At 60.7% G+C, this 22,504-nt stretch carries 25 protein-coding genes; 9 read left to right on the forward strand and 16 right to left on the reverse strand.

Annotated features, from left to right (window positions below):
* The first annotated feature begins 4 nt into the window (after positions 1–4).
* The 6 genes from hyi to AOC04_RS12475 all read left to right on the forward strand — a co-directional run bounded on the left by hyi (position 5) and on the right by AOC04_RS12475 (position 7,049).
* A complete protein-coding gene (hyi, locus tag AOC04_RS12450) occupies positions 5–787 on the forward strand; it encodes a hydroxypyruvate isomerase (protein ID WP_060693781.1) in 783 nt (260 codons plus the stop codon).
* Between the two features lie 145 nt (positions 788–932).
* On the forward strand, positions 933–1,823 hold the full coding sequence (locus tag AOC04_RS12455) for a 2-hydroxy-3-oxopropionate reductase (protein WP_060693783.1): 891 nt from the start codon (positions 933–935) through the stop codon (positions 1,821–1,823).
* A gap of 199 nt (positions 1,824–2,022) precedes the next feature.
* Positions 2,023–2,934 carry an urea transporter gene (locus AOC04_RS12460; RefSeq protein ID WP_060693785.1) on the forward strand — a complete coding sequence of 304 codons (912 nt, stop codon included), beginning with the start codon at positions 2,023–2,025 and terminating at the stop codon, positions 2,932–2,934.
* Positions 2,935–2,973: 39 nt separating this feature from the next.
* Positions 2,974–3,795 (forward strand): ion transporter, encoded by an 822-nt coding sequence (locus AOC04_RS12465; RefSeq protein ID WP_060693787.1) that lies wholly within the window; start codon positions 2,974–2,976, stop codon positions 3,793–3,795.
* 93 nt (positions 3,796–3,888) lie between these two features.
* Positions 3,889–4,893, forward strand: a complete 1,005-nt coding sequence (locus AOC04_RS12470; protein WP_060693789.1) for a sulfate ABC transporter substrate-binding protein — start codon at positions 3,889–3,891, stop codon at positions 4,891–4,893.
* 218 nt (positions 4,894–5,111) lie between these two features.
* A complete protein-coding gene (locus tag AOC04_RS12475; protein ID WP_060693791.1) occupies positions 5,112–7,049 on the forward strand; it encodes a DNA topoisomerase III in 1,938 nt (645 codons plus the stop codon).
* 15 nt (positions 7,050–7,064) lie between these two features.
* On the opposite strand, the gene AOC04_RS12480 is transcribed toward AOC04_RS12475, so the two are convergent.
* Positions 7,065–7,907 (reverse strand): PhzF family phenazine biosynthesis protein, encoded by an 843-nt coding sequence (locus AOC04_RS12480; RefSeq protein WP_060693794.1) that lies wholly within the window; start codon positions 7,905–7,907, stop codon positions 7,065–7,067.
* Between the two features lie 173 nt (positions 7,908–8,080).
* Here AOC04_RS12480 and AOC04_RS12485 point away from each other — a divergent pair, with 173 nt between their 5' ends.
* Positions 8,081–8,803: an SDR family oxidoreductase gene (locus tag AOC04_RS12485; protein WP_060693796.1), complete on the forward strand. Its 723-nt coding sequence runs from the start codon at positions 8,081–8,083 to the stop codon at positions 8,801–8,803.
* Between the two features lie 45 nt (positions 8,804–8,848).
* Here the strand turns inward: AOC04_RS12485 and AOC04_RS24250 are convergent, their stop codons facing one another.
* The 12 genes from AOC04_RS24250 to ccmA all read right to left on the reverse strand — a co-directional run bounded on the left by AOC04_RS24250 (position 8,849) and on the right by ccmA (position 18,422).
* Positions 8,849–8,980 carry a putative transporter small subunit gene (locus AOC04_RS24250; protein ID WP_216299878.1) on the reverse strand — a complete coding sequence of 44 codons (132 nt, stop codon included), beginning with the start codon at positions 8,978–8,980 and terminating at the stop codon, positions 8,849–8,851.
* Entirely contained in the window at positions 8,962–10,644 is a 1,683-nt protein-coding gene (locus tag AOC04_RS12490) for a sodium:solute symporter family protein (RefSeq protein WP_060693798.1), read from the reverse strand. The genes AOC04_RS24250 and AOC04_RS12490 overlap by 19 nt, the downstream gene beginning before the upstream one ends.
* A 364-nt stretch (positions 10,645–11,008) precedes the next feature.
* Positions 11,009–11,404, reverse strand: a complete 396-nt coding sequence (locus AOC04_RS12495; protein ID WP_060693800.1) for a hypothetical protein — start codon at positions 11,402–11,404, stop codon at positions 11,009–11,011.
* Positions 11,405–11,511: 107 nt separating this feature from the next.
* Positions 11,512–12,714, reverse strand: a complete 1,203-nt coding sequence (gene ccmI, locus AOC04_RS12500) for a c-type cytochrome biogenesis protein CcmI (protein WP_060693801.1) — start codon at positions 12,712–12,714, stop codon at positions 11,512–11,514.
* Positions 12,707–13,183 carry a cytochrome c-type biogenesis protein gene (locus AOC04_RS12505; protein WP_060693803.1) on the reverse strand — a complete coding sequence of 159 codons (477 nt, stop codon included), beginning with the start codon at positions 13,181–13,183 and terminating at the stop codon, positions 12,707–12,709. Before AOC04_RS12505 ends, ccmI begins: the two co-directional genes overlap by 8 nt.
* Positions 13,180–13,716: a DsbE family thiol:disulfide interchange protein gene (locus AOC04_RS12510; RefSeq protein WP_060693804.1), complete on the reverse strand. Its 537-nt coding sequence runs from the start codon at positions 13,714–13,716 to the stop codon at positions 13,180–13,182. Before AOC04_RS12510 ends, AOC04_RS12505 begins: the two co-directional genes overlap by 4 nt.
* A complete protein-coding gene (locus AOC04_RS12515) occupies positions 13,713–15,701 on the reverse strand; it encodes a heme lyase CcmF/NrfE family subunit (protein WP_060693806.1) in 1,989 nt (662 codons plus the stop codon). The genes AOC04_RS12510 and AOC04_RS12515 overlap by 4 nt, the downstream gene beginning before the upstream one ends.
* Positions 15,702–15,704: 3 nt before the next feature.
* On the reverse strand, positions 15,705–16,160 hold the full coding sequence (gene ccmE / locus AOC04_RS12520) for a cytochrome c maturation protein CcmE (protein ID WP_060693808.1): 456 nt from the start codon (positions 16,158–16,160) through the stop codon (positions 15,705–15,707).
* Positions 16,157–16,333 carry a heme exporter protein CcmD gene (ccmD, locus tag AOC04_RS12525; protein ID WP_060693810.1) on the reverse strand — a complete coding sequence of 59 codons (177 nt, stop codon included), beginning with the start codon at positions 16,331–16,333 and terminating at the stop codon, positions 16,157–16,159. The genes ccmE and ccmD overlap by 4 nt, the downstream gene beginning before the upstream one ends.
* Positions 16,330–17,088 carry a heme ABC transporter permease gene (locus AOC04_RS12530; RefSeq protein ID WP_171970582.1) on the reverse strand — a complete coding sequence of 253 codons (759 nt, stop codon included), beginning with the start codon at positions 17,086–17,088 and terminating at the stop codon, positions 16,330–16,332. Before AOC04_RS12530 ends, ccmD begins: the two co-directional genes overlap by 4 nt.
* A gap of 87 nt (positions 17,089–17,175) precedes the next feature.
* Positions 17,176–17,844 carry a heme exporter protein CcmB gene (gene ccmB / locus AOC04_RS12535; protein WP_003441898.1) on the reverse strand — a complete coding sequence of 223 codons (669 nt, stop codon included), beginning with the start codon at positions 17,842–17,844 and terminating at the stop codon, positions 17,176–17,178.
* Positions 17,841–18,422 (reverse strand): cytochrome c biogenesis heme-transporting ATPase CcmA, encoded by a 582-nt coding sequence (ccmA, locus tag AOC04_RS12540; protein WP_237178950.1) that lies wholly within the window; start codon positions 18,420–18,422, stop codon positions 17,841–17,843. The genes ccmB and ccmA overlap by 4 nt, the downstream gene beginning before the upstream one ends.
* Positions 18,423–18,667: 245 nt before the next feature.
* Between ccmA and fliK the strand changes: the two genes are divergently transcribed.
* Entirely contained in the window at positions 18,668–20,239 is a 1,572-nt protein-coding gene (gene fliK, locus AOC04_RS12545; RefSeq protein ID WP_060693814.1) for a flagellar hook-length control protein FliK, read from the forward strand.
* The gene (locus AOC04_RS12550; RefSeq protein WP_060693816.1) at positions 20,236–20,556 is read left to right on the forward strand and encodes an EscU/YscU/HrcU family type III secretion system export apparatus switch protein; all 321 of its coding nucleotides are present in this window, start codon (positions 20,236–20,238) and stop codon (positions 20,554–20,556) included. Before fliK ends, AOC04_RS12550 begins: the two co-directional genes overlap by 4 nt.
* Positions 20,557–20,768: 212 nt before the next feature.
* Here the strand turns inward: AOC04_RS12550 and AOC04_RS12555 are convergent, their stop codons facing one another.
* The 3 genes from AOC04_RS12555 to AOC04_RS12565 form a co-directional block, all read right to left on the reverse strand.
* On the reverse strand, positions 20,769–21,161 hold the full coding sequence (locus AOC04_RS12555; protein WP_060693819.1) for a DUF2802 domain-containing protein: 393 nt from the start codon (positions 21,159–21,161) through the stop codon (positions 20,769–20,771).
* Positions 21,162–21,644 carry a chemotaxis protein CheW gene (locus AOC04_RS12560; RefSeq protein ID WP_060693821.1) on the reverse strand — a complete coding sequence of 161 codons (483 nt, stop codon included), beginning with the start codon at positions 21,642–21,644 and terminating at the stop codon, positions 21,162–21,164. It abuts the gene before it with no gap.
* Positions 21,645–21,713: 69 nt separating this feature from the next.
* Positions 21,714–22,496: a CheW domain-containing protein gene (locus AOC04_RS12565; protein WP_060693823.1), complete on the reverse strand. Its 783-nt coding sequence runs from the start codon at positions 22,494–22,496 to the stop codon at positions 21,714–21,716.
* Positions 22,497–22,504: the final 8 nt, after the last annotated feature.

Raw genomic sequence — 22,504 nt, forward strand, 5'->3', positions numbered from 1 at the left:
CACCATGCCGCGTTTTGCCGCCAACCTGTCCATGCTGTTCACCGAACAGGATTTCCTTGTCCGTTTTCAAGCGGCTGCCAATGCTGGTTTCCACGGCGTTGAATACCTGTTTCCTTACGACTACAGCTCGGCCGAGATCAAGGCCCAGCTCGACGCCAACAAGTTGACCCAGGTGCTGTTCAACCTGCCGGCCGGTGACTGGGCCAAGGGTGAGCGCGGCATTGCCTGCCTCCCTGACCGGGTCGCCGAGTTCCGCGCCGGGGTCGACCTGGCCATCGCTTACGCACAAGTACTGGGCAACGACCAGATCAACTGCCTGGCCGGGATCCGCCCCCAGGGCGTGGCAGAGGCCGAGGTTGAAAAAACCCTGGTCAGCAACCTCAAGTACGCGGCCGACAAGCTGCAGGCGGTGGGTATCAAGCTGGTGATGGAGTCGATCAACACCCTCGACATCCCGGGTTTCTACCTGAACAACACCAAGCAGGCACTGGCCATTCAGGACAAGGTCGGCAGTGCCAACCTGTTCCTGCAATACGACATCTACCACATGCAAATCATGGAAGGTGACCTGGCCCGCACGATGCAATCGCACCTGGCGCAGATCAACCATATCCAGCTGGCCGACAACCCGGGGCGCCACGAGCCCGGCACCGGCGAGATCAATTATCGCTACCTGTTCGACCACCTGGACCGTATTGGCTATCAAGGCTGGGTGGGTTGCGAATACAAGCCGCTGACCAGCACCGAAGCCGGTCTGGCGTGGCTCAAAACCCACAACGCGGTTTAACGGAATGCAAAACTTGTAGTCGCTGCCAAAGGCTGCGATCGAGCGCGGAGCGGTCGTGCTTTAAAAGCGAAGGTCCTGCGGCCCTTATCGCAGCCTGCGGCAGCGACTACAGACCAGGCACCCAATAACAACAAGAGGATTTGTCATGGCTAAAATCGGATTTATCGGCACCGGCATCATGGGCTCCCCCATGGCCAGCAACCTGCAAAAGGCCGGGCACAGCCTGTTCCTGTCGACCCACCACGGCGCGGCGCCTGCCGACCTGGTGGCCGCTGGCGCGATTGCCTTGGCCAGCCCGCGAGAAGTTGCCCAAGAGGCCGAGTTCATCATCGTCATGGTCCCGGACACCCCGCAGGTCGAAGACGTGCTGTTCAGTGAGGACGGCATCGCTGGCGGCCTGAGCCCGAACAAAGTGGTGATCGACATGAGCTCGATCTCCCCCACCGCCACCAAGGCCTTCGCTGCAAAGATCAATGCCAAGGGCGCGCAATACCTCGACGCCCCGGTCTCCGGTGGTGAAGTCGGGGCCAAGGCCGGCACCTTGAGCATCATGGTCGGCGGCGATGAAACCACCTACGCCCGCGCCCTGGCGCTGCTGCAAAGCATGGGCAAAAACATCACCCTGGTCGGCGGCAACGGCGACGGTCAAACCGCCAAAGTGGCGAACCAGATCATCGTCGCGCTGAACATTCAGGCGGTGGCTGAAGCACTGGTGTTTGCGGCCAAAAACGGCGCTGACCCGGCCAAGGTTCGTGAAGCGCTGATGGGCGGTTTTGCCTCCTCGAAGATCCTCGAAGTGCATGGCGAGCGCATGATCAAAGGCACTTTCGATCCGGGATTCCGCATCAGCCTGCACCAGAAAGACCTCAACCTGGCACTGGCCGGAGCCCGCGAACTGGGGATCAACCTGCCCAATACCGCCAATGCGCAACAAGTGTTCAGCACCTGCGCCGCCCTGGGTGGCAGTAACTGGGATCACTCGGCACTGATCAAAGGCCTGGAACACATGGCCAACTTTTCGATCCGCGACAAATAACCCTGAACCACGGTAGTCGCTGACCAGGCACGAAGGCTGCGATGCGGGCCGCAGGACCGCGCCTGGCGGTTAAAGGGCGGTTCACGGTAGCGGTTAGTTAGCGGTTAACCGCTAAGAGCTAAGAGCTGACCGCTAAGAGCTCGCAGCCTTCGTTCCTCGTCAGCGACTACCCGCACGCGCGCGTGCCACGGAACTCATCATGAGCTCACCCGCTCTCAGTCCCGCTTGCCCAGACTGGGCCACCGCCCTGTGCGCGGGCTTCAGCCAGATCTTCTTGCAGCGCCACCCGCTGTGCGGAGTCTTGTGCTTGCTGGCGATTTTGATCAGCGCACCGGGCCTGCTCAGTGGCGCGTTGCTGGGAGGAGTCAGCGGACTCTTGACCGCCCAGCGCCGCGGCTACCCCAAGGCCGAACGCCAGGCAGGCCTCTACAGTTACAACGGCATTCTGCTGGGGATGTTGCTCAGCCATCAGCTGCAGTGGTCAGCCCTCCTGCCGCTGCTGATCATCGCCAGTGCCGGCTTGAGTACCATGCTGATTCACCAGTGGCTAAAACGTACGGCAGACGGGCAAAGTCTGTTGGCCTACACCGCGCCCTTTGTCGGCATGGGCTGGGTTGTGCTGCATCTCAACACGACTGCGGCGCGGCCCCTGAACCCCGACACGCTAATGAATAGCCTGACGCTGCTTCAGGCCGTATTCAAAGGCGTCGGTCAGGTCATGTTGCTGCCGCATCCCTTGGCCGGGCTGCTGATTGTGACCGGCTTGTGGCTGAGCAGCTGGCGTACCGCAGCCTGGGCACTGACGGGGTCGCTGGCAGGTCTTTTATTCAGTCTGTATCAACAGGAAACGAGCGCGGCGCTCAGCGGGCTTGCCGGCTACAACCCGGTACTGGCCGCCCTGGCGCTGAGCCAGCAGCGACGTCGGACCTGGCTGCCATTGATCGGCATCGTCGTCACTCTGGTGCTGACACCCGGCTTTATTGCCCTGGGGCTGCCACTGTTAACCGCACCGTTTATTCTCGCCTGCTGGCTGGTGCATGCCAGTGTGCGGGTACTCAGACCCGCCGCGCCGGAATCCGAAGAGCAATGCAGGTTGCGCATTGAGCGTTAATCCTTGAACCTTCCGTCATTTGGGGCTCGAGCAACCTACATGAATAACAAGGATTGGCGTCAACGCCTGTACGTCATGGTCTTTCAGGCCGACACGCCGGCCGGCCGGCGCTTTGATACCACACTGCTGCTGATCATCCTGTGCAGCCTGGTGGTGGTGGTGCTGGACAGTATCGACAGCATTCACCGTGACTACGCCGACCTGCTGGCCTACATCGAGTGGGGTTTCACTTTTGTGTTTGCGGTGGAGTACGGCCTGCGCCTGTATTGCTCCCCCAAACCCCTGCGTTACGCCTTCAGCTTCTATGGGCTGGTGGACTTGCTGGCGATCGTGCCTGGCATCCTGGCGATTTATTACAGCGACGCGCAGTACCTGCTGATTATCCGCATCATCCGCATGCTGCGCATCTTCCGGGTGCTCAAACTGGTGCCGTATCTGAGCCAGGCCAATTACCTGCTCTCGGCCCTGCGGGGCAGCAAACAGAAAATCATCGTATTTCTGGTCGGCGTATCGACGCTGGTCACCGTGTTCGGCACCTTGATGTATGTCGTTGAAGGCCCGGAAAACGGCTTTACCAGTATCCCGGTGAGTATCTACTGGGCGATCGTGACGCTGACCACTGTGGGCTACGGTGACATCGTGCCGCAAACGGTGCTCGGACGAATCATTTCGGCCATGGTCATGATCACGGGTTACTCGATCATCGCCGTGCCCACCGGTATCTTTACCGCCGAGCTGGCCAACGCCATGCGCGGCGAGCAACTGGAGCACGACTGCCCTGCATGCAAGAAACAACGTCACGAACAGTCCGCCTCATTTTGTTCGCGCTGTGGCAACGCACTCTTTACTAAAAATGCATAACCAAAGCACTTTTAAATCTTTTAAGGACTATACGCCAGCGACTATAGTCGCTGGCAATTTGCCCCTATTGCTCCCTATAACAAGGAATGCGCAGTGAAAAAACTTTTTAGTGCATCAATCCTGGCCGCCGGCCTGGCCCTTGGCAGCATTGCTCATGCAGCCACCCCGCCGCCGTTGCTAAACGTGTCCTACGACGTAATGCGCGACTTCTACAAGGACTACAACGCCGCCTTCCAGAAACACTGGGAGGCCGAGCATGGCAACAAGCTCAATGTGCAAATGTCCTTCGGCGGTTCGAGCAAACAGGCCCGATCGGTGATTGATGGCCTGCCGGCTGACGTGATAACCATGAACATGGCCACCGACATCAACGCCCTGGCGGACAACGGCCAACTGGTCCCGCAAAACTGGGTCACCCGCCTGCCGGACAACAGCGCACCCTTCACTTCCGCCACCGTGTTTATCGTGCGCAAGGGCAACCCCAAAGCCCTGAAAGACTGGCCGGACCTGCTCAAGGACGGCGTGCAAGTGATAGTACCCAACCCGAAAACCTCGGGTAACGGGCGCTACACCTTCCTCTCGGCCTGGGGCTACGTGCTGAAAAACGGCGGCGATGAAACCAAGGCCAAAGAGTTCGTCGGCAAACTGTTCAAGCAAGCCCCTGTGCTGGACACCGGCGGCCGTGCAGCCACCACCACCTTTATGACCAACCAGATCGGCGACGTACTGGTGACCTTCGAAAACGAAGCTGAAATGATTGCCCGTGAATTTGGTCGCGACCAGTTCGAAGTGATCTACCCGAGCGTATCGGCCGAAGCCGAGCCACCAGTGACCGTCGTCGACAAGGTGGTGGACAAAAAAGGCACCCGCGCAACGGCCGAAGAGTACCTGAAGTACCTGTGGTCGCCAGAAGGCCAGGAAATTGCGGCTAAAAACTACCTGCGTCCACGGGACAAGGCAGTACTGGCCAAGTACGACGACCGTTTCCCGAAAGTCGATTTCCTGTCGGTTGAAAAAACCTTCGGCGACTGGCGCGACGTGCAGAAAAAGTACTTCAACGACGGCGGCGTGTTCGACCAGATCTACAACGGTCAATAACCCCCACCCACTCCAGCAGGAGCAATCTTGTCTGTAGGAGCGAGCTTGCTCGCGAGCTCTTAGTTACTGCGTTGAAAAAGCTCGCGAGCAAGCTCGCTCCTACAGGCGGGTTCGCGCCCATACCACAGCTGTACAAAAACACAGTAAAAACAGTTGCCCTTCAGCCATTCTCTGCCATGCTGTGCACCTTCTGCGCGGCATGATGAATGAGTGGAGCTATGCGGCTGTTTCTGTGTGAAAAACCTTCCCAGGCCAAAGATATTGCTGCCGTGCTCGGTGCCAGCCGACGCGGTGATGGCTGCTGGGTGGGCCCCGCTGTCACCGTTACCTGGTGCATTGGCCACTTGCTCGAAACCGCCCCGCCCGATGCCTACGACGAGCGCTACAAGCGCTGGGTGCTGGCTGACCTGCCGATCATTCCCGAAAAGTGGAAAATGCGCGTCAAACCCAAAACCGCCAGCCAGTTCAAGGCCGTCAAGCGCCTGCTCGGTGAAGCCAGCGAACTGGTGATCGCCACCGACGCCGATCGCGAAGGCGAAATGATCGCCCGTGAACTGGTCGAACACTGCCGCTACCGCGGGCCGATCCAGCGCTTGTGGCTGTCAGCCCTGGATGACGCGTCCATTCGTAAGGCCCTGGCTGCCCTCAAGCCGGGCAGCGAGACCTTCAACCTCTACCATTCGGCCCTGGGCCGCTCGCGGGCCGACTGGCTGATCGGGATGAACATGAGCCGCCTGTTCACCCTGCTCGGGCGCCAGTCCGGCTATCAGGGCGTACTGCCGGTGGGCCGGGTACAAACCCCGACCCTGCGCCTGGTGGTCGACCGCGATCGCAGCATCAGCGACTTTGTGCCCGTGGCGTACTGGGCCATAGACGTGCAGCTCAAACACGACTGCCAGCTGTTTACTGCGCAGTGGCGGGCCGATCCCGACACCTGCGACGATCAGGATCGCTGCCTCAATCAGGCCCATGCACAACAGGCCGCCAACGCCATCAACAGCGCCGGCAGTGCCCGGGTGAGCAAGCTGCGTACCGAACGCATGCGTGAAGTCGCACCACTGCCATTCGACCTCGGCACGCTGCAAGAAGTGTGTTCGAAAAAGCTCGGCCTCGGCGCCCAGGAAACCCTGGACATCGCCCAGGCGCTGTACGAAACCTACAAGGTCGTCACCTACCCGCGCAGCGACTGTGGCTACCTGCCGCAAAGCCAGCACAGCGAAGCAGCATCTATTCTGGCGGCCCTGCAGCAAGCCGACCCGTCACTGGCACCGCTGGCCGGACACCTCGACCCGCAACGCCGCTCCCGGGCCTGGAACGACGCCAAAGTCAGTGCCCACCACGGCATCATTCCCACGGCGGCGGCGAAAAATCTGGAACGCCTGACAGGCAAGCACCGGGCGGTGTATACCCTGATTCGCGCACGCTATCTGGCGCAGTTCCTGCCCAACCACGAATACGACCGCACCCAGGCTGACTTCGATTGCGCCGGCCAGGCCCTGCGCGCCGTGGGCAAGCAAATTGTCGAACCCGGCTGGAAACGCGCCCTGCCCGAAGCCCTCGCGCCGGCCAAGGGCCGCGAAGCCCCCGCCCCGCAACCCTTGCCGATCCTGCGCGAGGGCCTGGACTGCGCGATTGCCAACGTCCACCTCAAAGACCTGTGGACCCAGCCACCCAAGCCTTTCACCGAAGGCGACCTGATCAAGGCGATGAAAAACGTCGCCAAACTGGTGCAGGACCCGCTGCTCAAACAAAAGCTCAAGGACACCACCGGCATCGGCACCGAGGCCACCCGCGCCGGGATCATTCAGGGCCTGCTGGATCGTGGCTACCTGATCAAGAACGGCAAGGCGCTGGCCGCCACTGCACCGGCCTTCAGCCTGATCGACGCGGTGCCCCGCGCCATCGCCGACCCCGGCACCACGGCCATCTGGGAGCAAGCGCTGGACATGGTGCAAAGCGGCGAGATGACCCTGGAAACCTTCGTCGCCAAGCAGGCGGCGTGGATGAGCAAACATATCGCCCGCTGCAGTGGCATGACCATGACCATCAGCGGCCCCGCCAGCCCGGCGGGCACTGCCCCGGCGTGGAAGAAAAAGCGTAAGGGGCCGCCCGCCAAGGCAAAGCCAAAACGGGCGGTAAAAGCTAAAAGCACTTGAGCCAGAGGCTGTCGGTCAAAGCGTCAGGGAGCCGTTAATACAGGTCACTGCGGCGCCGCCGACCCAGATATCGTCGCCGACTTTCTCAATCGATACTCGCCCTTCGCGGCCCATGGCCGTGCCCTGGCTGGCCACATAGCGCGACGGGGCAATACCCTCGGCAATCAACCATTGCGCCAGCCCGGCATTGAGGCTGCCAGTCACCGGATCTTCGGACATGCCGTCGCCAGCAACGAAGGCTCGCACTTCAAATTGCGCCTGCGTGCCATCGCGCTCGGGGTTCCACGGGGCGACTACGCCGACCACCCGATTGTGCAACTGTGAAAAGTCCGGCTTCAGCGCCAGCACCTGTTCGCGGTCACGCAGCAGCAACGCCAGCCAGCCGGGACCATTATCGATCCAGCGCGCCTGCACCACCGCCTGGGTTTCGATCCCCAGGCCCTTGCAGATCCCTTGCAAGAGTTCGTCATCCAGGGCTTCGTCGCGCAGCAGAGGCGGTGCCGTGAAAGCGAGCTGGCCATTCTGACGACGGACCCGGATCAGGCCCACGGCGCATTCCTGGATGATTTCTTCACCCCGCGGCTTGCCGCCGGCTTCCAGCCAGGCATGGCAACTGCCCAGGGTCGGGTGCCCGGCGAAGGGCAGCTCCCGCAGGGTGGTGAAAATTCGCAGGCGGTAATCGGCCTCCGGGTTTTGTGGTTTGAGGACGAACGTGGTTTCACTGAGGTTGGTCCAGCGCGCGAAGTCAGCCATTTGCTGATCGGTCAGACTGTCTGCGTTCAACACCACTGCTACCGGGTTACCTTTGAGGGCAACCGTGCTGAAAACATCCACTTGTTTGAATTCAAATTGGCTCACTGCGACCTCCTGTTTTCGAGTAAACCGCAGCCTAACATGGCCCCCCGCCCTGTAGGAGCGAGCTTGCTGGCGAGCTTTTACACGCCGCAACACAAAGCTCGCCAGCAAGCTCGCTCCTGCAGGGTCAATGGCAAACCCGTATCATCGCTGCAGATCTAACTCAGGAGCACAGCATGACTGCACGTACCTTCCTCATCACCGGTGCCAGCAAAGGCATCGGCCGCGCGCTGGCCACCTTTCTCGCACAGGCCGGGCACAACGTGGTGGGCATCGCCCGCAATGCCGATGATCCAACCTTTCCCGGCACCCTGGTGGCGCTGGACCTGGCTGACCGCGAACGCAGCGCACAGGTGCTCAAGGAACTGAGCGAACGCTTTGCGTTTGACGGGCTGGTCAATAACGTCGGGCTGGTTCGCCCTCAGGCATTGGGGGAGATCGATCTGGATGCGTTTGATGACGTGATGCGGGTCAACCTGCATTCGGCGTTGCAAGCCACCCAGGCGTTGCTGCCTGGCATGCGTGCCCGGGGCTGGGGCCGGATTGTAAATATTTCCAGCCTGACGGTGCTGGGTATCGCTCAACGAACCGCCTATGCCGCCGCTAAAGCCGCACTGGTCAGCTTCACCCGCTCCTGGGCGCTGGAACTGGCACAAACCGGGATTACCGTGAACGCCGTCGCCCCCGGCCCCACCGAAACCGAACTGTTCCGCGCCAATAACCCGCCGGGCTCGGCAGGCGAAGCCCGCTATCTGGCCGGGGTGCCGATGGCACGTCTGGGACAGCCCGAGGAAATCGCCTCGGCGATTGCTTTCCTGCTTTCAGAGAACAGCGGCTTCATCACCGGCCAGACCCTGTTTGTCGATGGCGGCGCATCGGTCGGCAAGGCAGCGTTCTAAACCGCGGGCGGGCAAGCACATGGCGCTTGCCCGCCACGGACCGGTTTACACCAGGTCCGTACCGTCACGTTTGGCCTTGCGCATATCGCGGTACACGCTGATACAAAGGGTGATCATCACGCCCGCCGCGATCAGCGGCCAGATCAAGACATAAAGGGTTAACGCGTAGCTGGACATGGGGAGTCTCCTTGTTCAATCACGGGTGTGTCGGATGCTTGGGGGTCAGCGTTGTGGAAGGCCACCACGCGCTCATTGATGCAGTCAAAATCAAAGCGTTGGTTGGACATCAAACTCACCAGCACACACACCACGGTGCTGATGCCATAGGCGGTGAGCGAGCTGAGCAGTACCGGGTAATCGCGCAAAAAGCCGAAGGCAAAGGGTGCAAGCACCAGGAAGGCAAGCCCGCCCAGAGTGAAGCCGACTTTGCGGCCGAAGAACCCGAAGGCCATCAAACCTATGACGACCCCGCCACCGACCGATGCAAACAACTCGAAGAACAGTGCAACCACGCCTTGCAGCTCGAGCAGCTCGAAGCGCGCCACCAGGAACATGACAAAACCGGCAATGGCTGCACTGGTAAACGCGGCATTGGTAATGCGCCCCCAGTACAGGCTGGCGATAACCGGAAACACGATGGCGCCCCACAGTGCGCCGACAAAAATCAGCATGGTCAGGATGTCCAGCTTGAGGCTGGCGAAAACCACCGCGAGCATCGTCGCCACCACCATGGTCATGCGCCCGACGAACAGCATGGTCTTGGGATCGGGTTTGCCCTTGGCCAGGTTTTTGCCATACACGTCAGTCATCACCAGCGCCGACAAGGCCGACAGATCCGAATCGGCGGTCGAGGACAACGAGCCGATCACCATGATAAAAAACAGCCCGACAGCAAACGGCGGCAAATAGGTCGAGGCCATTTGCGGGATCAGGTTGTTAAGGTCCCCGTCCACCGGTTGCACCCCAGCCAGCAATGCCAAAAAGCCCAGCATGCCAAGGCCGATGACAATCGAGGCATAGCCGATGGTGGCCGTGACAAAGGTCGACTTCATCAGGTCTTCACGCACCGCAAACAGACGCTGGGCGATGGTCTGGTTGCCAATGGCGTACGCCAGCACCGCGACAAAATACGGTGCACCCTGTTCCAGAATCGCGGTTTTCGAGTAAAAGCTCGCCTGTTCGGCGGAAATGTTCGGCATGCCCTGGGCAAATAATTCCGGCCCCCCGAGCTGGAAGAAAATAATCGGAATAATCACCACGGCCGCGAAGATCATGGCAATCAGCTGACCGAAATCCGTCAGTACCGAAGAGCGAAAACCCGACCAGATGGTGTAGCCCAGTATCCCGCAGCCAGCGATCAAGACCCCGTGGATAAAGCTCAACGGCGACAGCACGGCCACCAGCGCGCCGGCAGCGGTGAAGTTGACCATCAGGCTGATCATGCTCCCGACAATGTTGGAGCCCGCCAGGATCATCTGGCTGGAGCGCCCGTGCCGGGCGTGCATGATTTCCGCCAGGGTATGGGCCTTGGGTGCCAGCTCGCGAAAACGCCGGCCGAAGGGGTAGATAAACAGAATCATCAACGCCCCCCAGAAGCCGTAATGCAGAGCGCCCGAAAGACCGAACTTGTAGCCGGAGCTGGCAGCGGCATAGAACGACGCCGCCCAGATCCAGGTGGCGGTCATGCTGGCAGCGGCCATGCCGAAGCCAATCGAGTTATTGGAGACCATATAGCCGTCGACGTTTTCGTCCTTGCGTCCAACGCGCAACGACACCAGAAAGGTCAGGCCATAGAAACAGAACAGAAGCAGCAACACGGTGGGGGTGGAAAGTTGAAACATTCCTTTCTCCTTTTTATGTGCGCCACAGTCGTCACAGTCGCAACGAAAGGCCAATAAAGGCAGGCGCAAAACAACCCGGGTTTCCTGACAGGCAGGCAGCGACGGACAGCGGTCCGCTGGGGTGTTTTCATGAAGGCTGACAAGGGACGGGACGCAAAGGGCGACCCAGGTCCGAAGGTAAAGCGTGCGCCAGCACGTTGAACCTTGTGCTTGCAGCAATGGCCGGCAGTTGCCGGAAGATGAGTCGGTATCAAAGGCACAAGGCCCGACACGAACAGCCAAGGACTATACAGCCTTGGGGCGGGGATTGCTGGTTGCAGTCCCACGAACACAAACGGCGACCTGAGGGTCGCCGTTTTTTAAATCACTTGAACTGCCGGCTCAACCCAGGCGGAACACCACTGGTGTCGGTCTCCTCCCACGGGCCGTTGGGGCTGACTGCACGGCTCCAGCCATTGTCCCAACGATAGTAGGCGCGCTGGCGGTAGAAGATATTGGTCTGGTCATCCAGTACATAGACACCCATGCGCGCATCCCAATGGCTAGGGCCTCCGGGTGGTGGCGCGAAGGTGGCCGAGGTCCGTGGCACAGGCTTGGGCGGCTTGGGGATGGGCATTTGCGGCAGCGGCTGGCCCGAAGGCTGCGTCGACGGCTGGGGTACCGGCGCTGACGGCGTTGACGGTTCATAAGGCTGATGAACCGCACAGGCGCTGAGGCCTAAAACCAGACTGAGTACAGTGATACGTACAAGGACGGCCATGGAGAATTCTCTTGTCGTTGATTGCCCCGTAGGAGCGAGCTTGCTCGCGAGCTTTTCGTTGCCGCTTTGAAAGGCTCGCGAGCAGACTCGCTCCTACAGGTTCCCGGTTATTTGTCCGGGCTGTCGATGGTCAGCTGTTGCAGCTCCCGGGTGCTGCTGGACAGCGGTTTGCCACGCCCTACCCACTCACCGGCGGTTGGCTGACCGGCGCGGGAAATGCGTGCCATCAGTTGGACTTCAGGAAAGTTGGACAGTTTCAATTGCGCCATCATTGCGTCGGTATCGCCCAGTTCAACGGTGATCGGCAGGTCGGCCACGGTTACGCGCTTGACCGCCAACGGTGCCGGTGGCCCCGATACGGCGCGGGCAAAGATGAACACGCTGTCACCCGGCAAGACCTGGGCCTTGATTGCATCAGCCAGATCGACACTGACCTTGATCGAGGCCTGGGCCTTGGCCACAGGGGCCTCTTCGACTTTGCCACCGCTGGCCAGCAACTGCTGGCGGGCACGTTCGATGCCACCTTCAAGCGCTTCACGGGACTTGTCGCCCTCCGGCAACTCGTTCAGCAGGCGCTGCCAGTAGGTGATGGCCTCCTGGTAACGCTTGCCTTCAAAGGCCGCGATGCCCAGCAGGCCGAGGCTGGTGACTTCTTTCGGATCGGCCTTCAGGGCTTCGTCGGTCAGCGCCTGGGTCTTGTCGCTCCACTGCTTGTCATCGGCAAAGTACTGCGCCTGGGCCCACTGGCCCAGCAACTCCGGCTGACGGCCAGCCAGGCCCACGGTGCGCTCGAACATCTTCGCCGCGTCGCCCGGACGGTTTTGCGCCATATAGGCACGCCCCAGGAAATACAAACCCTCGGCCGAGTCCGGCTGCGCCACCGCCGCTCGCTCCAGACGCGCGACCATTTCTTCAAGGGATTGCGGCGGCTGAGAAAACTCGGTGGTCAGCTCGACCTTGTCGCTGGAGCCGTAATGCAGATACAGGCCCAGACCCAATACCGGAACCATGATCGCCGCCAGCAAGGGCAACGCTTTACCCAGGCTGGAAACCCGCGCCGGGGCCACGCCTTCGGTATCTGCCAACAATTCGCGGGCGGCTTCGGCGCGCCCGGTTTCAAGCTGCTCAGGGCTCAAGACCCCTTCCTCAAGCTGCTCCTGCAACTCGGCCAGGCGTTCCTGATACAACGCAACATTGAGCGCGGTACGGTCTTCCTCACGCTGGGCACGGCGCCCGCGCAGTACCGGAATCAATAAAAAACTGAGGGCAATGAGCAGCATCAAGCCTGCTGCGAGCCAGAAATCAATCATCTTTGGTTTTATCCAGCAAAGTGTCGAGGCGCTGACGCTCCTCGACGGAAAGTGTGTCCGAGCCTGCAGCCTGCGGGGTACGGCGACGGCGTCCGACAATCACGCCGATCAGCACCAGGCCGCCAAGCAACAAGGCGAACGGGCCAAACCAGAGCACGGCGGTCTTGCTGGTCAGGGCCGGCTTGTAGAGCACGAAATCGCCATAGCGCGCGACCATGAAATCGAGGATCTGCTGATTGTCCTTGCCCTCGCCCAGCATGCGGTAGATCTCGCGCCGCAGATCAGTGGCGATCGGTGCATTGGAATCGGCAATGTCCTGATTCTGGCACTTGGGGCAGCGCAGTTCCTGGGTCAGCTCGCGAAAACGCGCGCGTTCGGCGTCATTGGCAAACTCATAGGTATCGATAGCCGCGTGGGCCACGTCACTCAGGGCCAGGCCCAGAGTGACTGCTGCTAACCAGCGCTTCATGGCCTGGCCTCATCGACCAGCGCCTGATAGCGGCTGGCCAGTTGTTCGCGCCACACGGTTTCATCGATCACGCCGACAAACTTGTGGCGAATGATGCCCTTGCTGTCGATCAGGAAGGTCTCTGGCGCACCGTATACGCCGAGGTTCAGGCCCAGCGAGCCGTCTGCATCGTTGACATCCAGTTGGTAGGGATTGTGAAAATCCTTGAGCCATTTTTTCGCGTCGGCATTCACGTCCTTGTAGTTGACGCCGTAAATCACCACGCCCTGCTCGGCCAGTTTGGTCAGCACCGGGTGCTCGACCCGGCACGAAATGCACCAGGTGGCCCACACGTTGACCAGCGCAGGTTTGCCCTTGAGGTCGGCCTCGGTCAGGGTCTTGTCTCCCTCCACCGAAGGCAGGCTGAACGCCGGGAACGGTTTGTCGATCATTGCCGAGGGCAGCTCGGTGGGATCCAGGTACAGGCCTTTATAGAGAAACCACGCCATGCCCAGGAACACGGCCAGCGGAACCAGCATCAACCAGCGCTTCATACGGTGGCTCCTGTCATGCCCAATGCGTCACGCACGCGGCTTTTAACCTTGACCCGATAACGCCGGTCCATGGCGGCCAGCAAACCGCCCAGACCGGTGAGCAGGCCGCCGAACCAGATCCAGCGCACGAACGGTTTGACATGTACCCTCACGGCCCATGCACCGTTATCCAGCGGTTCACCCAGTGCCACGTAGAGGTCACGGGTAAAACCGGCGTCGATCCCGGCTTCGGTCATCATTGAGTTCTGTACCGTGTACAGGCGTTTTTCCGGGTGCAGCACGCTGACTTCCTTGCCGTTCCGGACCACCCGCACGGTGCCTTTGTCTGATGTGAAGTTAGGGCCCTGATAATGCTTGGCACCTTCAAAAATGAAGTGATAACCACCCAGCTCCATCGACTCGCCCGGCGCCAGGCGCAAATCGCGCTCGGCACTGTTCTGGCTCGACAGCACCACGCCCAGGGCACAGACCGCGATCCCCAGGTGGGCAAGTTGCATGCCCCAGTAGCTGCGGGTCAGGCTGCGCATGCCTTTGATCAGGCCTTTGTGACGGGTTTTGTCACCAATGTCGCGCACCCCGGCCAGCAGCACCCAGGCTGCCAGCATAAAGGTGGTGAGTACCGCCCAGTTGAAGTCGCCATAGGCCAGGCCGGCAATCGCTGCCAATGCCGCGCTGCCCAGCAGGACCGGGGTCAGCATGCTCAACAGCCATTTGACCGGGGTGTCTTTCCAGCGCACCAGCATGCCGACTGCCATTACCACCATCAGCAAGCCCATCAGCGGAATGAACATGGCGTTGAAATACGGCGGGCCGACCGACATCTTGGCGCCACTGATGGCGTCCAGAATCAGCGGATACAAGGTGCCCAGCAGAATCATCGATGCAGCCACCACCAGCACCAGGTTGTTGCCCAGCAGCAAGGTTTCGCGTGACCACAGCTTGAAACTGACGTGGCTTTTAACCACCGGTGCGCGCAGGGCAAACAGGGTCAACGAACCGCCCACTACAAACAGCAGGAAAATCAGGATGAACACCCCGCGCTCGGGGTCGGAGGCGAACGCGTGAACCGACGTCAGTACGCCGGACCGCACCAGGAACGTCCCCAGCAGGCTCAACGAAAAGGCGGCAATCGCCAGCAACACGGTCCAGCTTTTGAACACACCGCGTTTTTCGGTCACGGCCAGCGAGTGAATCAGCGCAGTGCCCACCAGCCACGGCATGAACGAGGCATTTTCAACCGGGTCCCAGAACCACCAGCCGCCCCAGCCAAGTTCGTAGTAAGCCCACCACGAACCCAGGGTGATACCGATACCGAGAAAAGCCCAGGCAACGATGGTCCACGGGCGCGACCAGCGTGCCCAGGCCGCATCCAGCCGACCGCCAAGCAAGGCGGCAATAGCGAAGGCAAAGGCCACCGAGAAACCGACATAGCCCATGTACAGCATCGGCGGGTGAACGATCAGACCGATGTCTTGCAGCAGCGGGTTAAGGTCATTGCCGTTAGCAGGAATTTGCGGAAGCAGACGTACGAACGGGTTCGAAGTCATGATCAGGAAGAGCAGGAAGCCGATGCTGATCATGCCCATGATGGCGAGTACCCGCGCGAGCATCACTTGCGGCAACTGGCGCGAGAAGATCGACACGGCAAAGGTCCAGCCGCCCAGGATCATCGCCCACAACAGCAACGAACCTTCGTGGGCGCCCCACACGGCGCTGAACTTGTAGTACCAGGGCAGCGCACTGTTGGAGTTGCTGGCTACGTACGCCACCGAGAAGTCATCGCTCATAAAGGCATAGGTCAGGCAGCCGAACGAAAACAGCAAGAAGGCAAACTGACCCCAGGCGGCAGGTTGCGCCAGGCTCATCCACAACTTGTCGCCGCGCCAGGCACCCAGCAGCGGCACGATGGCCTGCACGATGGCAAAGCACAGGGCCAGAATCATGGCCAGCTGGCCTAATTCCGGAATAAACAGTCCAAACGTCATCACTTAACCCTCTTTAGCCGGTACAGGCGCGGACTGGCCACTCTCATTCAGCGCCTTGGTCACTTCGGGCGGCATGTATTTTTCATCGTGTTTAGCCAGCACTTCGTCAGCTACGACCACACCCTGGGCGTTGAGCTTGCCCAGGGCGACGATGCCTTGTCCTTCGCGGAACAGATCCGGCAGGATGCCGCGGTAAGTGATGGTCACGGACTTATTGAAATCGGTGACGACGAACTGCACGTCCAGCGAGTCGCCCGAGCGTTTCAGCGAACCGGCTTCGACCATGCCACCGGCACGGATGCGGGTATCCAGTGGCGCTTCGCCATTGGCGATCTGGGTCGGGGTATAGAACAGGTTGATGTTCTGCTGCAGGGCACTCAAGGCAAGGGCAACGGCAATGCCCACCCCCACCAGAATTGCCAGGATGATGATCAAACGTTTTTTGCGCAGCGGATTCACTTCGAGTTCTCCCGGCGCAGACGTCGCGCCTCATGTTGCAGATAACGCCGGCGCGCCGCAATCGGCAGCGCCACGTTCAACGCCAGCACTGCCAGGCAAATGCCATAGGCCGACCAGACATACACAGCGTGATGGCCCATGGCGATAAAGTCGCCGAAAGACGCAAAACTCATCGCCCACCCTCCAGCGCTTTCAATACCTGGGCCTTGACCCAGCTACTGCGGGCCTCGCGTTTGAGTACTTCGAGACGCATGCGCAGCAACAGCACGGCGCCAAAGAAGCAATAAAAGCCCAGCACCATCAAGAGCAATGGCAGCCACATCTCCATCGGCATGGCCGGTTTTTCGGTCAGAGTGAAGGTCGCGCCCTGGTGCAGGGTGTTCCACCACTCGACCGAGTATTTGATGATCGGGATATTGATCACGCCGACAATGGCCAGTACCGCGCAGGCCTTGGCCGCACTGTCGCGATTGGTGATGGCATTGCCCAGGGCTATCAGCCCGAAGTACAGAAACAACAGGATCAGCATCGAAGTCAGGCGTGCATCCCACACCCACCACGAGCCCCAGGTCGGCTTGCCCCAGATCGCACCGGTGATCAGCGCCACGGCGGTCATCCAGGCACCGATGGGGGCGGCGCATTGCAGGGCCACGTCGGCAATTTTCATCTTCCAGACCAGGCCAACCACGCCGCACACCGCCAGCATCACGTAGCAGGACTGCGCCAGCATCGCCGCCGGCACATGGATATAAATGATCCGGAAGCTATTGCCCTGCTGGTAGTCGGGCGGCGCAAACGCCAGGCCCCAGACGACCCCGCAGGTAATCAGCACTGCGGCGCCAATGCTTAACCAGGGCAGCAGGCGCCCGCTGATGGCATAGAACCATTTGGGCGAGCCGAGTTTGTGAAACCAAGTCCAGTTCATCACGCTGTTTCCATCACGGTGCTTGGACACGCCCGGTACGGGTCGTTATCAAAGCCAGGGTCTTTACTGGCCCTGTAGGGCCAGACCTCATTATTCGCCAACGCTGATTTTCAGGCCGGCAGCTATAGCAAAAGGTGTCAGGGTTACTGCCAGGGCGGTCAGACTGGCAAGCCAGAGCAGATAACCCGTTGCAGGCATACCTTGCAAGGCCGCCTGCAACGCGCCGCTGCCGAGAATCAGCACCGGGATATATAAAGGCAGAATCAACAGGGCCAGCAGCAGGCCGCCACGCTTGAGACCCACGGTCAGTGCCGCGCCGACAGCCCCGAGCAGGCTCAGGACCGGCGTACCCAGCAACAGGGACAGCAACAGCACCGGCAGGCAAGCCACCGGCAACCCCAGCATCAAGGCCAGCAGCGGCGACAGGATTACCAGTGCCAGGCCGGAAAACGCCCAGTGTGCCAGCACTTTGGCCAACACCAGTAGAGGCAGGGGGTGCGACGAAAGGACCCACTGCTCCAGCGATCCGTCCTCGAAATCACTGCGGAAAAGCCCGTCCAGCGAGAGCAAAACCGATAACAGGGCCGCCACCCAGAGCAAGCCGGGAGACAAGGTTTGTAACAACTGAGTCTCGGGTCCGACCGCCAACGGGAACATGGCGATCACAATCGCGAAGAACACCAACGGGTTGGCAAGCTCTGCCGGACGGCGAAACAGCAAACGCGCTTCACGTGCTACCAGGGTCGCAAATACACTCATACAGCCCACTGCCCCAGGTCGATATTGCGGTAACCGGCCGGCATCCGGGTCAAGGTGTGATGGGTGGTAAGCACCACCATGCCACCGCGTTCACAGTGGCGGGCCAGATGTTCTTCGAACTCGGCCACACCCTGTTTATCGAGTGCGGTAAACGGCTCATCGAGAATCCACAACGGCGCACTGTCCAGATGCAGCCGGGCCAGCGCCACGCGGCGCTGCTGACCGGCCGACAAGGTGTGGCACGGCACATCTTCAAAACCTTTGAGCCCCACCGCCGCCAGCGCTGCCCAGATGGCGTCACGCGAGGCCGGGCGATGCAGGGCGCAAAGCCAGCTGAGGTTCTCTTCTGCGGTGAGTAAATCCTTGATCCCGGCAGCGTGGCCGATCCAAAGCAGTTGGCTGGCCAATTGCGCTCGCTGCTCGTTCAGCGGCAGGCCATTGAGCCGCACTTCACCCGCCGTCGGCTGCATCAGGCCCGCCAACAAACGCAACAGGCTGGTTTTGCCGCTACCGTTGGGGCCACTGATTTGTAGCATGTCGCTGCTGGCCAGTCGCAGTTCGAGATTCTCGAACAGCATCCGCCAGTCGCGCTCACAGCCGAGTGCTACGGCTTCTAAAAGAGGGCTGGTCACGTAATTGAGGCCTTCACGGTTCAAGTCGGCTGAGGCGCGGCCGTTAAAAAGATGCAGGATAAATGCATTGGCGACCTGTTTCAGAGAGCTGGGTCAAACAATCGCGATATTTTCACGCGCTCTGAACGACGGGGCCGCATTATACATGCCATGCCTTACTCCAAAGATGCCAATTTCGACAGGCTGTAACGATGAAAGGCGACATGACAATTCCACCCGTCCTGCCCGCTGCGCCGACCGGCGTACGTCCTGGCGTTGCGGGCGGTGAAACGCTCAAATTGCTGCAGCCTCTGGCAGGCCTGATCGGCCCCGGCCAAAGTGCGCAGGCGCAAGTGTTATCCCTTAAACAGGGGGATGCGGCCTTCCAGTTGCTACTCCGGCTGACCCTCGATAGCGGGCGCCAGACTAACGTGCAAGTCAGCAGTGCCCAACCCCTGCCCCTGGGCACCTTTCTGGCTGTGACCCAGCCGGCCCCCGGCAGTCTGGCGATCAGCCTGCAGCAAGCCCTGAGCAGCGGCGTGGCCAGCCTCACCCGCCTTGATCCGCAACAGTTGCCGGCAGGCACGCTGCTGCAAGGCAAAGTGTTGAGCAGCCAGGTGCTGGCACAGACCGCTGGCCAGCCCTCGGTCTATCGCTCACTGGTCACGTTGCTCAACAGTGCCTTGAGCGCCAGCACCCTGACTCTGGATAGCCCGCAACCCTTGCGCGTCGGCAGTTTGCTGAGTGCCCGGGTGCAGGATGCACAGACCCTGAACTTCGTCCCCCTGAGCGGTCGCCAGGATCAACTGGCAGTGGCGCAACAACTGGCCCTGCAGCAGAGCCGCCAGGCGTCACTGGAAGGTCTGCTCAACGCCCTGCAAAGACTCCCGGCCAGCAACAGCATGCCCGACGAATTGCGCGCCTCCATCGACAAGCTGCTGGCCGGCTTGCCCACGCCAGCACAACTGGGCAACCCCGCAACATTAGGAACGGCCTTACTCAACAGCGGCGCTTTTTTGGAGGCCAGGCTGCTGAACGGCCAGACCCAGGCGTTGCCTGCGGACATGAAAGCTACATTGCTGCGCCTGATTGCACAGATCCTGCCCGGCTTGCCGGCCAACACCGGTTTCAACCCCGGCATGGCCGCGAGCACCCAGGCCCAGGCCATGCCGAACTTTGTACGCAATGCGCTGGGGATGCTCGGCCAGGTCAGCGCCAAACCCCAGACAGGCGGCTTTCCCCTGCCCCAGCGTGGTCTGCCCGGTGGCGAAGGCGAAGACAGCCTGGAAAACCTTTTAAAGCTTGCAGCGGCAGCCATTTCGCGGCTGCAAAGTCATCAACTGTCCAGCCTGGAGCAAAGTGGACGTACCGCGGATGGCAATCTGCTGACCACCTGGCAATTGGAAATACCCATGCGCAACGCCCACGACATAGTGCCGCTGCAGATCAAATTCCAGCGTGAAGAACCGAGCGAGCGAGAACCCCAGGACACCGCCGAAAGCCGCGGAGTCAAAGATCAGCTGTGGCGGGTAGAACTGGCCTTCGACCTGACGCCGCTGGGGCCCTTGCATGTGCAGGCGCAATTGCTACGCGGCAACCTGTCGGGCCAGCTCTGGGCGCAACGGGCTTGCACCGCAGAGCTGATCGCCAGCCAGTTGGGCGTATTACGCCAGCGCCTGAACGATGCCGGGCTAAGCGTGACCGATCTCGATTGCCACCAGGGCATCCCGCCGCAAGGTGGCCACACCCCACTGGAACAACGCTGGGTCGACGAAACCGCATGAACAGACAACCCGAGCCGCGCCAGGCGATTGCACTCAAGTACGACGGCAAACAAGCGCCCACCCTCACCGCCAAAGGTGACGATGAACTGGCCGAAGCCATTCTCAAACTGGCCCGCGAGTACGAAGTACCGATTTATGAAAATGCCGAGCTGGTGAAGGTATTGGCGCGCATGGAGCTGGGGGACAGCATCCCGCAGGAGTTGTACCGGACACTGGCGCAAATCATCGCCTTTGCCTGGCAGCTCAAAGGCAAGTTCCCGGAGGGGTTTGATCCCGATGCCGGGCCGGTGGAGCGGGATATAACCCCGCCAAAATAAGCCAGGTCACAAGGCCCCCCATGCAGGAAGTTGCAACCACACTTGTAGGAGCGAGCTTGTCTCGCGAGCTTTTAAACGAAACACCAAGAGCTCGCGAGCAAGCTCGCTCCTACAGGGTTGTGCAGTGCACAGATGCGGGGGACAAGGCAGATCGCAGCCCTCACCCTCCGCGCCGCAAGGCACACCATGCAGGAGGTGCAGTCGTGTGGGGGTTAGCCTTTGTGCATTTTGCTCATCAACTCGGCCTCGGCCTGGGTCAGGCCGCAGGACTGGGTCAATTCGTCAACGCTGGCGCCCATGCCCACCAGACGCGCGGCCTGGTTGAACGACAGGCTGGTGGGATCGCGCTGTTCAAGTTGAGTCAGTTTCTCGGGCAACGGCGCAACCACGGCACGCAGTTCGTGCAGATCTTCTCCCATCTGCACATTGCCGTTCTGGTAGGTGTCCAGGCGCCGTGTCAGTTCCCTGAGGCGCCGGTCACGCAGTTCGTCCGCCCTCGCCTGCTGCGCGGCACTCGCGCGCTGGCGGCGGATGTGGGTCACTAACACCCACAATGTCGCAGCCCAAAGCAAGCCCAGGACGATTACCGCCGCCTCAAGGATCAATCAGATGTTCTCCAGGTCCGACCATTCTTCTTCGGTCATCATCTTGTCCAGCTCAACCAGAATCAGCAGTTCGCCGTTCTTGTTGCACACGCCCTGGATGAATTTGGCCGATTCGTCGTTGCCTACATTAGGCGCCGTTTCGATTTCCGACTGACGCAGGTAAACCACTTCCGCCACGCTGTCGACCAGAATCCCGACCACTTGCTTGTCGGCTTCAATGATGACGATGCGCGAGTTGTCGGTGATCTCTGCGTTATGCAAGCCAAAACGCTGACGCGTGTCGATCACGGTTACCACATTGCCGCGCAGGTTAATGATGCCCAGCACGTAGGACGGCGCACCGGGAACCGGAGCGATTTCGGTGTAACGCAGCACTTCCTGCACCTGCATCACGTTGATGCCGTAGGTCTCGTTGTCCAGCTTGAAGGTGACCCATTGCAGGATCGGATCTTCGCTGCTCTGTTGTGCCGCTGCCTTGCTCATATCCAAACCCCTGAAGAATGACCGCTGATGCGGTGTGTACTGTCTGACCGCGGCCAAAGCCCCGGTGGTTTATTTGTCGGTTGTCCCGGCACTGGCCGTGTGCCTGGCCGCACCGCTGCTAATCAGCTCGGCCAGTTGCTCTACATCCAGCAGCGCACACATGTGCTCAATCACCGTGCCCGCCAGCCACGGGCGTTGCCCGCGCTTGGTGCGCCATTTGATCTGGTTGGGGTCCAGGCGCAGCGAGCGGCTGACTTGATGCACGGCCAGCCCCCAGTCGTAACCCTGGACCGAAATGACGTATTGCAGGCCCTCGCGAAAATCATCGCGATAGCGGTCGGGCATCACCCAGCGCGCGGTGTCCAGTACGTTGAGGTTGCCGCTCTGGCTAGGCAGGATGCCCAGAAACCAGTCAGGCTGACCAAACAGCGGGGTCAATTCCCGACCTTGCAGTGAGTAAATCGAACCCAGGCACACCAGCGGCACTGCCAGCGTCAATCCGGCCACGTCAAACAGCAGACATTCGAAGGGCTCGTCGGCCCATGCCGGGCGACCGTCGTTGTGCACCGGTAATTGAGCCGCCGCTCGCGGCCGATGAACCTCCACCAGAGGATGGACGAACGACTCGGCTGCAACGCCCACATCGGCCAGCGTTACCGGCATGGCGAGCGTCAGCGCTTGAGCACGCGCATCACGCACCTGCTCTTCAAGCGCAGCGCCGGCAAACTCGTCCAGTTCCGGGGCTGGCGGCTCAACCTGCAGCAACGCTTCAGTGGCATCGAACAGCAAGTCGTCGAGATAGGATTGCAAAGCCAATTGCGGTCCGTGAGAAAGCGCTGTCGGCTGTGTCATAAAGTGCC

The organism is Pseudomonas versuta, assembly GCF_001294575.1.
Lineage (GTDB): Bacteria > Pseudomonadota > Gammaproteobacteria > Pseudomonadales > Pseudomonadaceae > Aquipseudomonas > Aquipseudomonas versuta.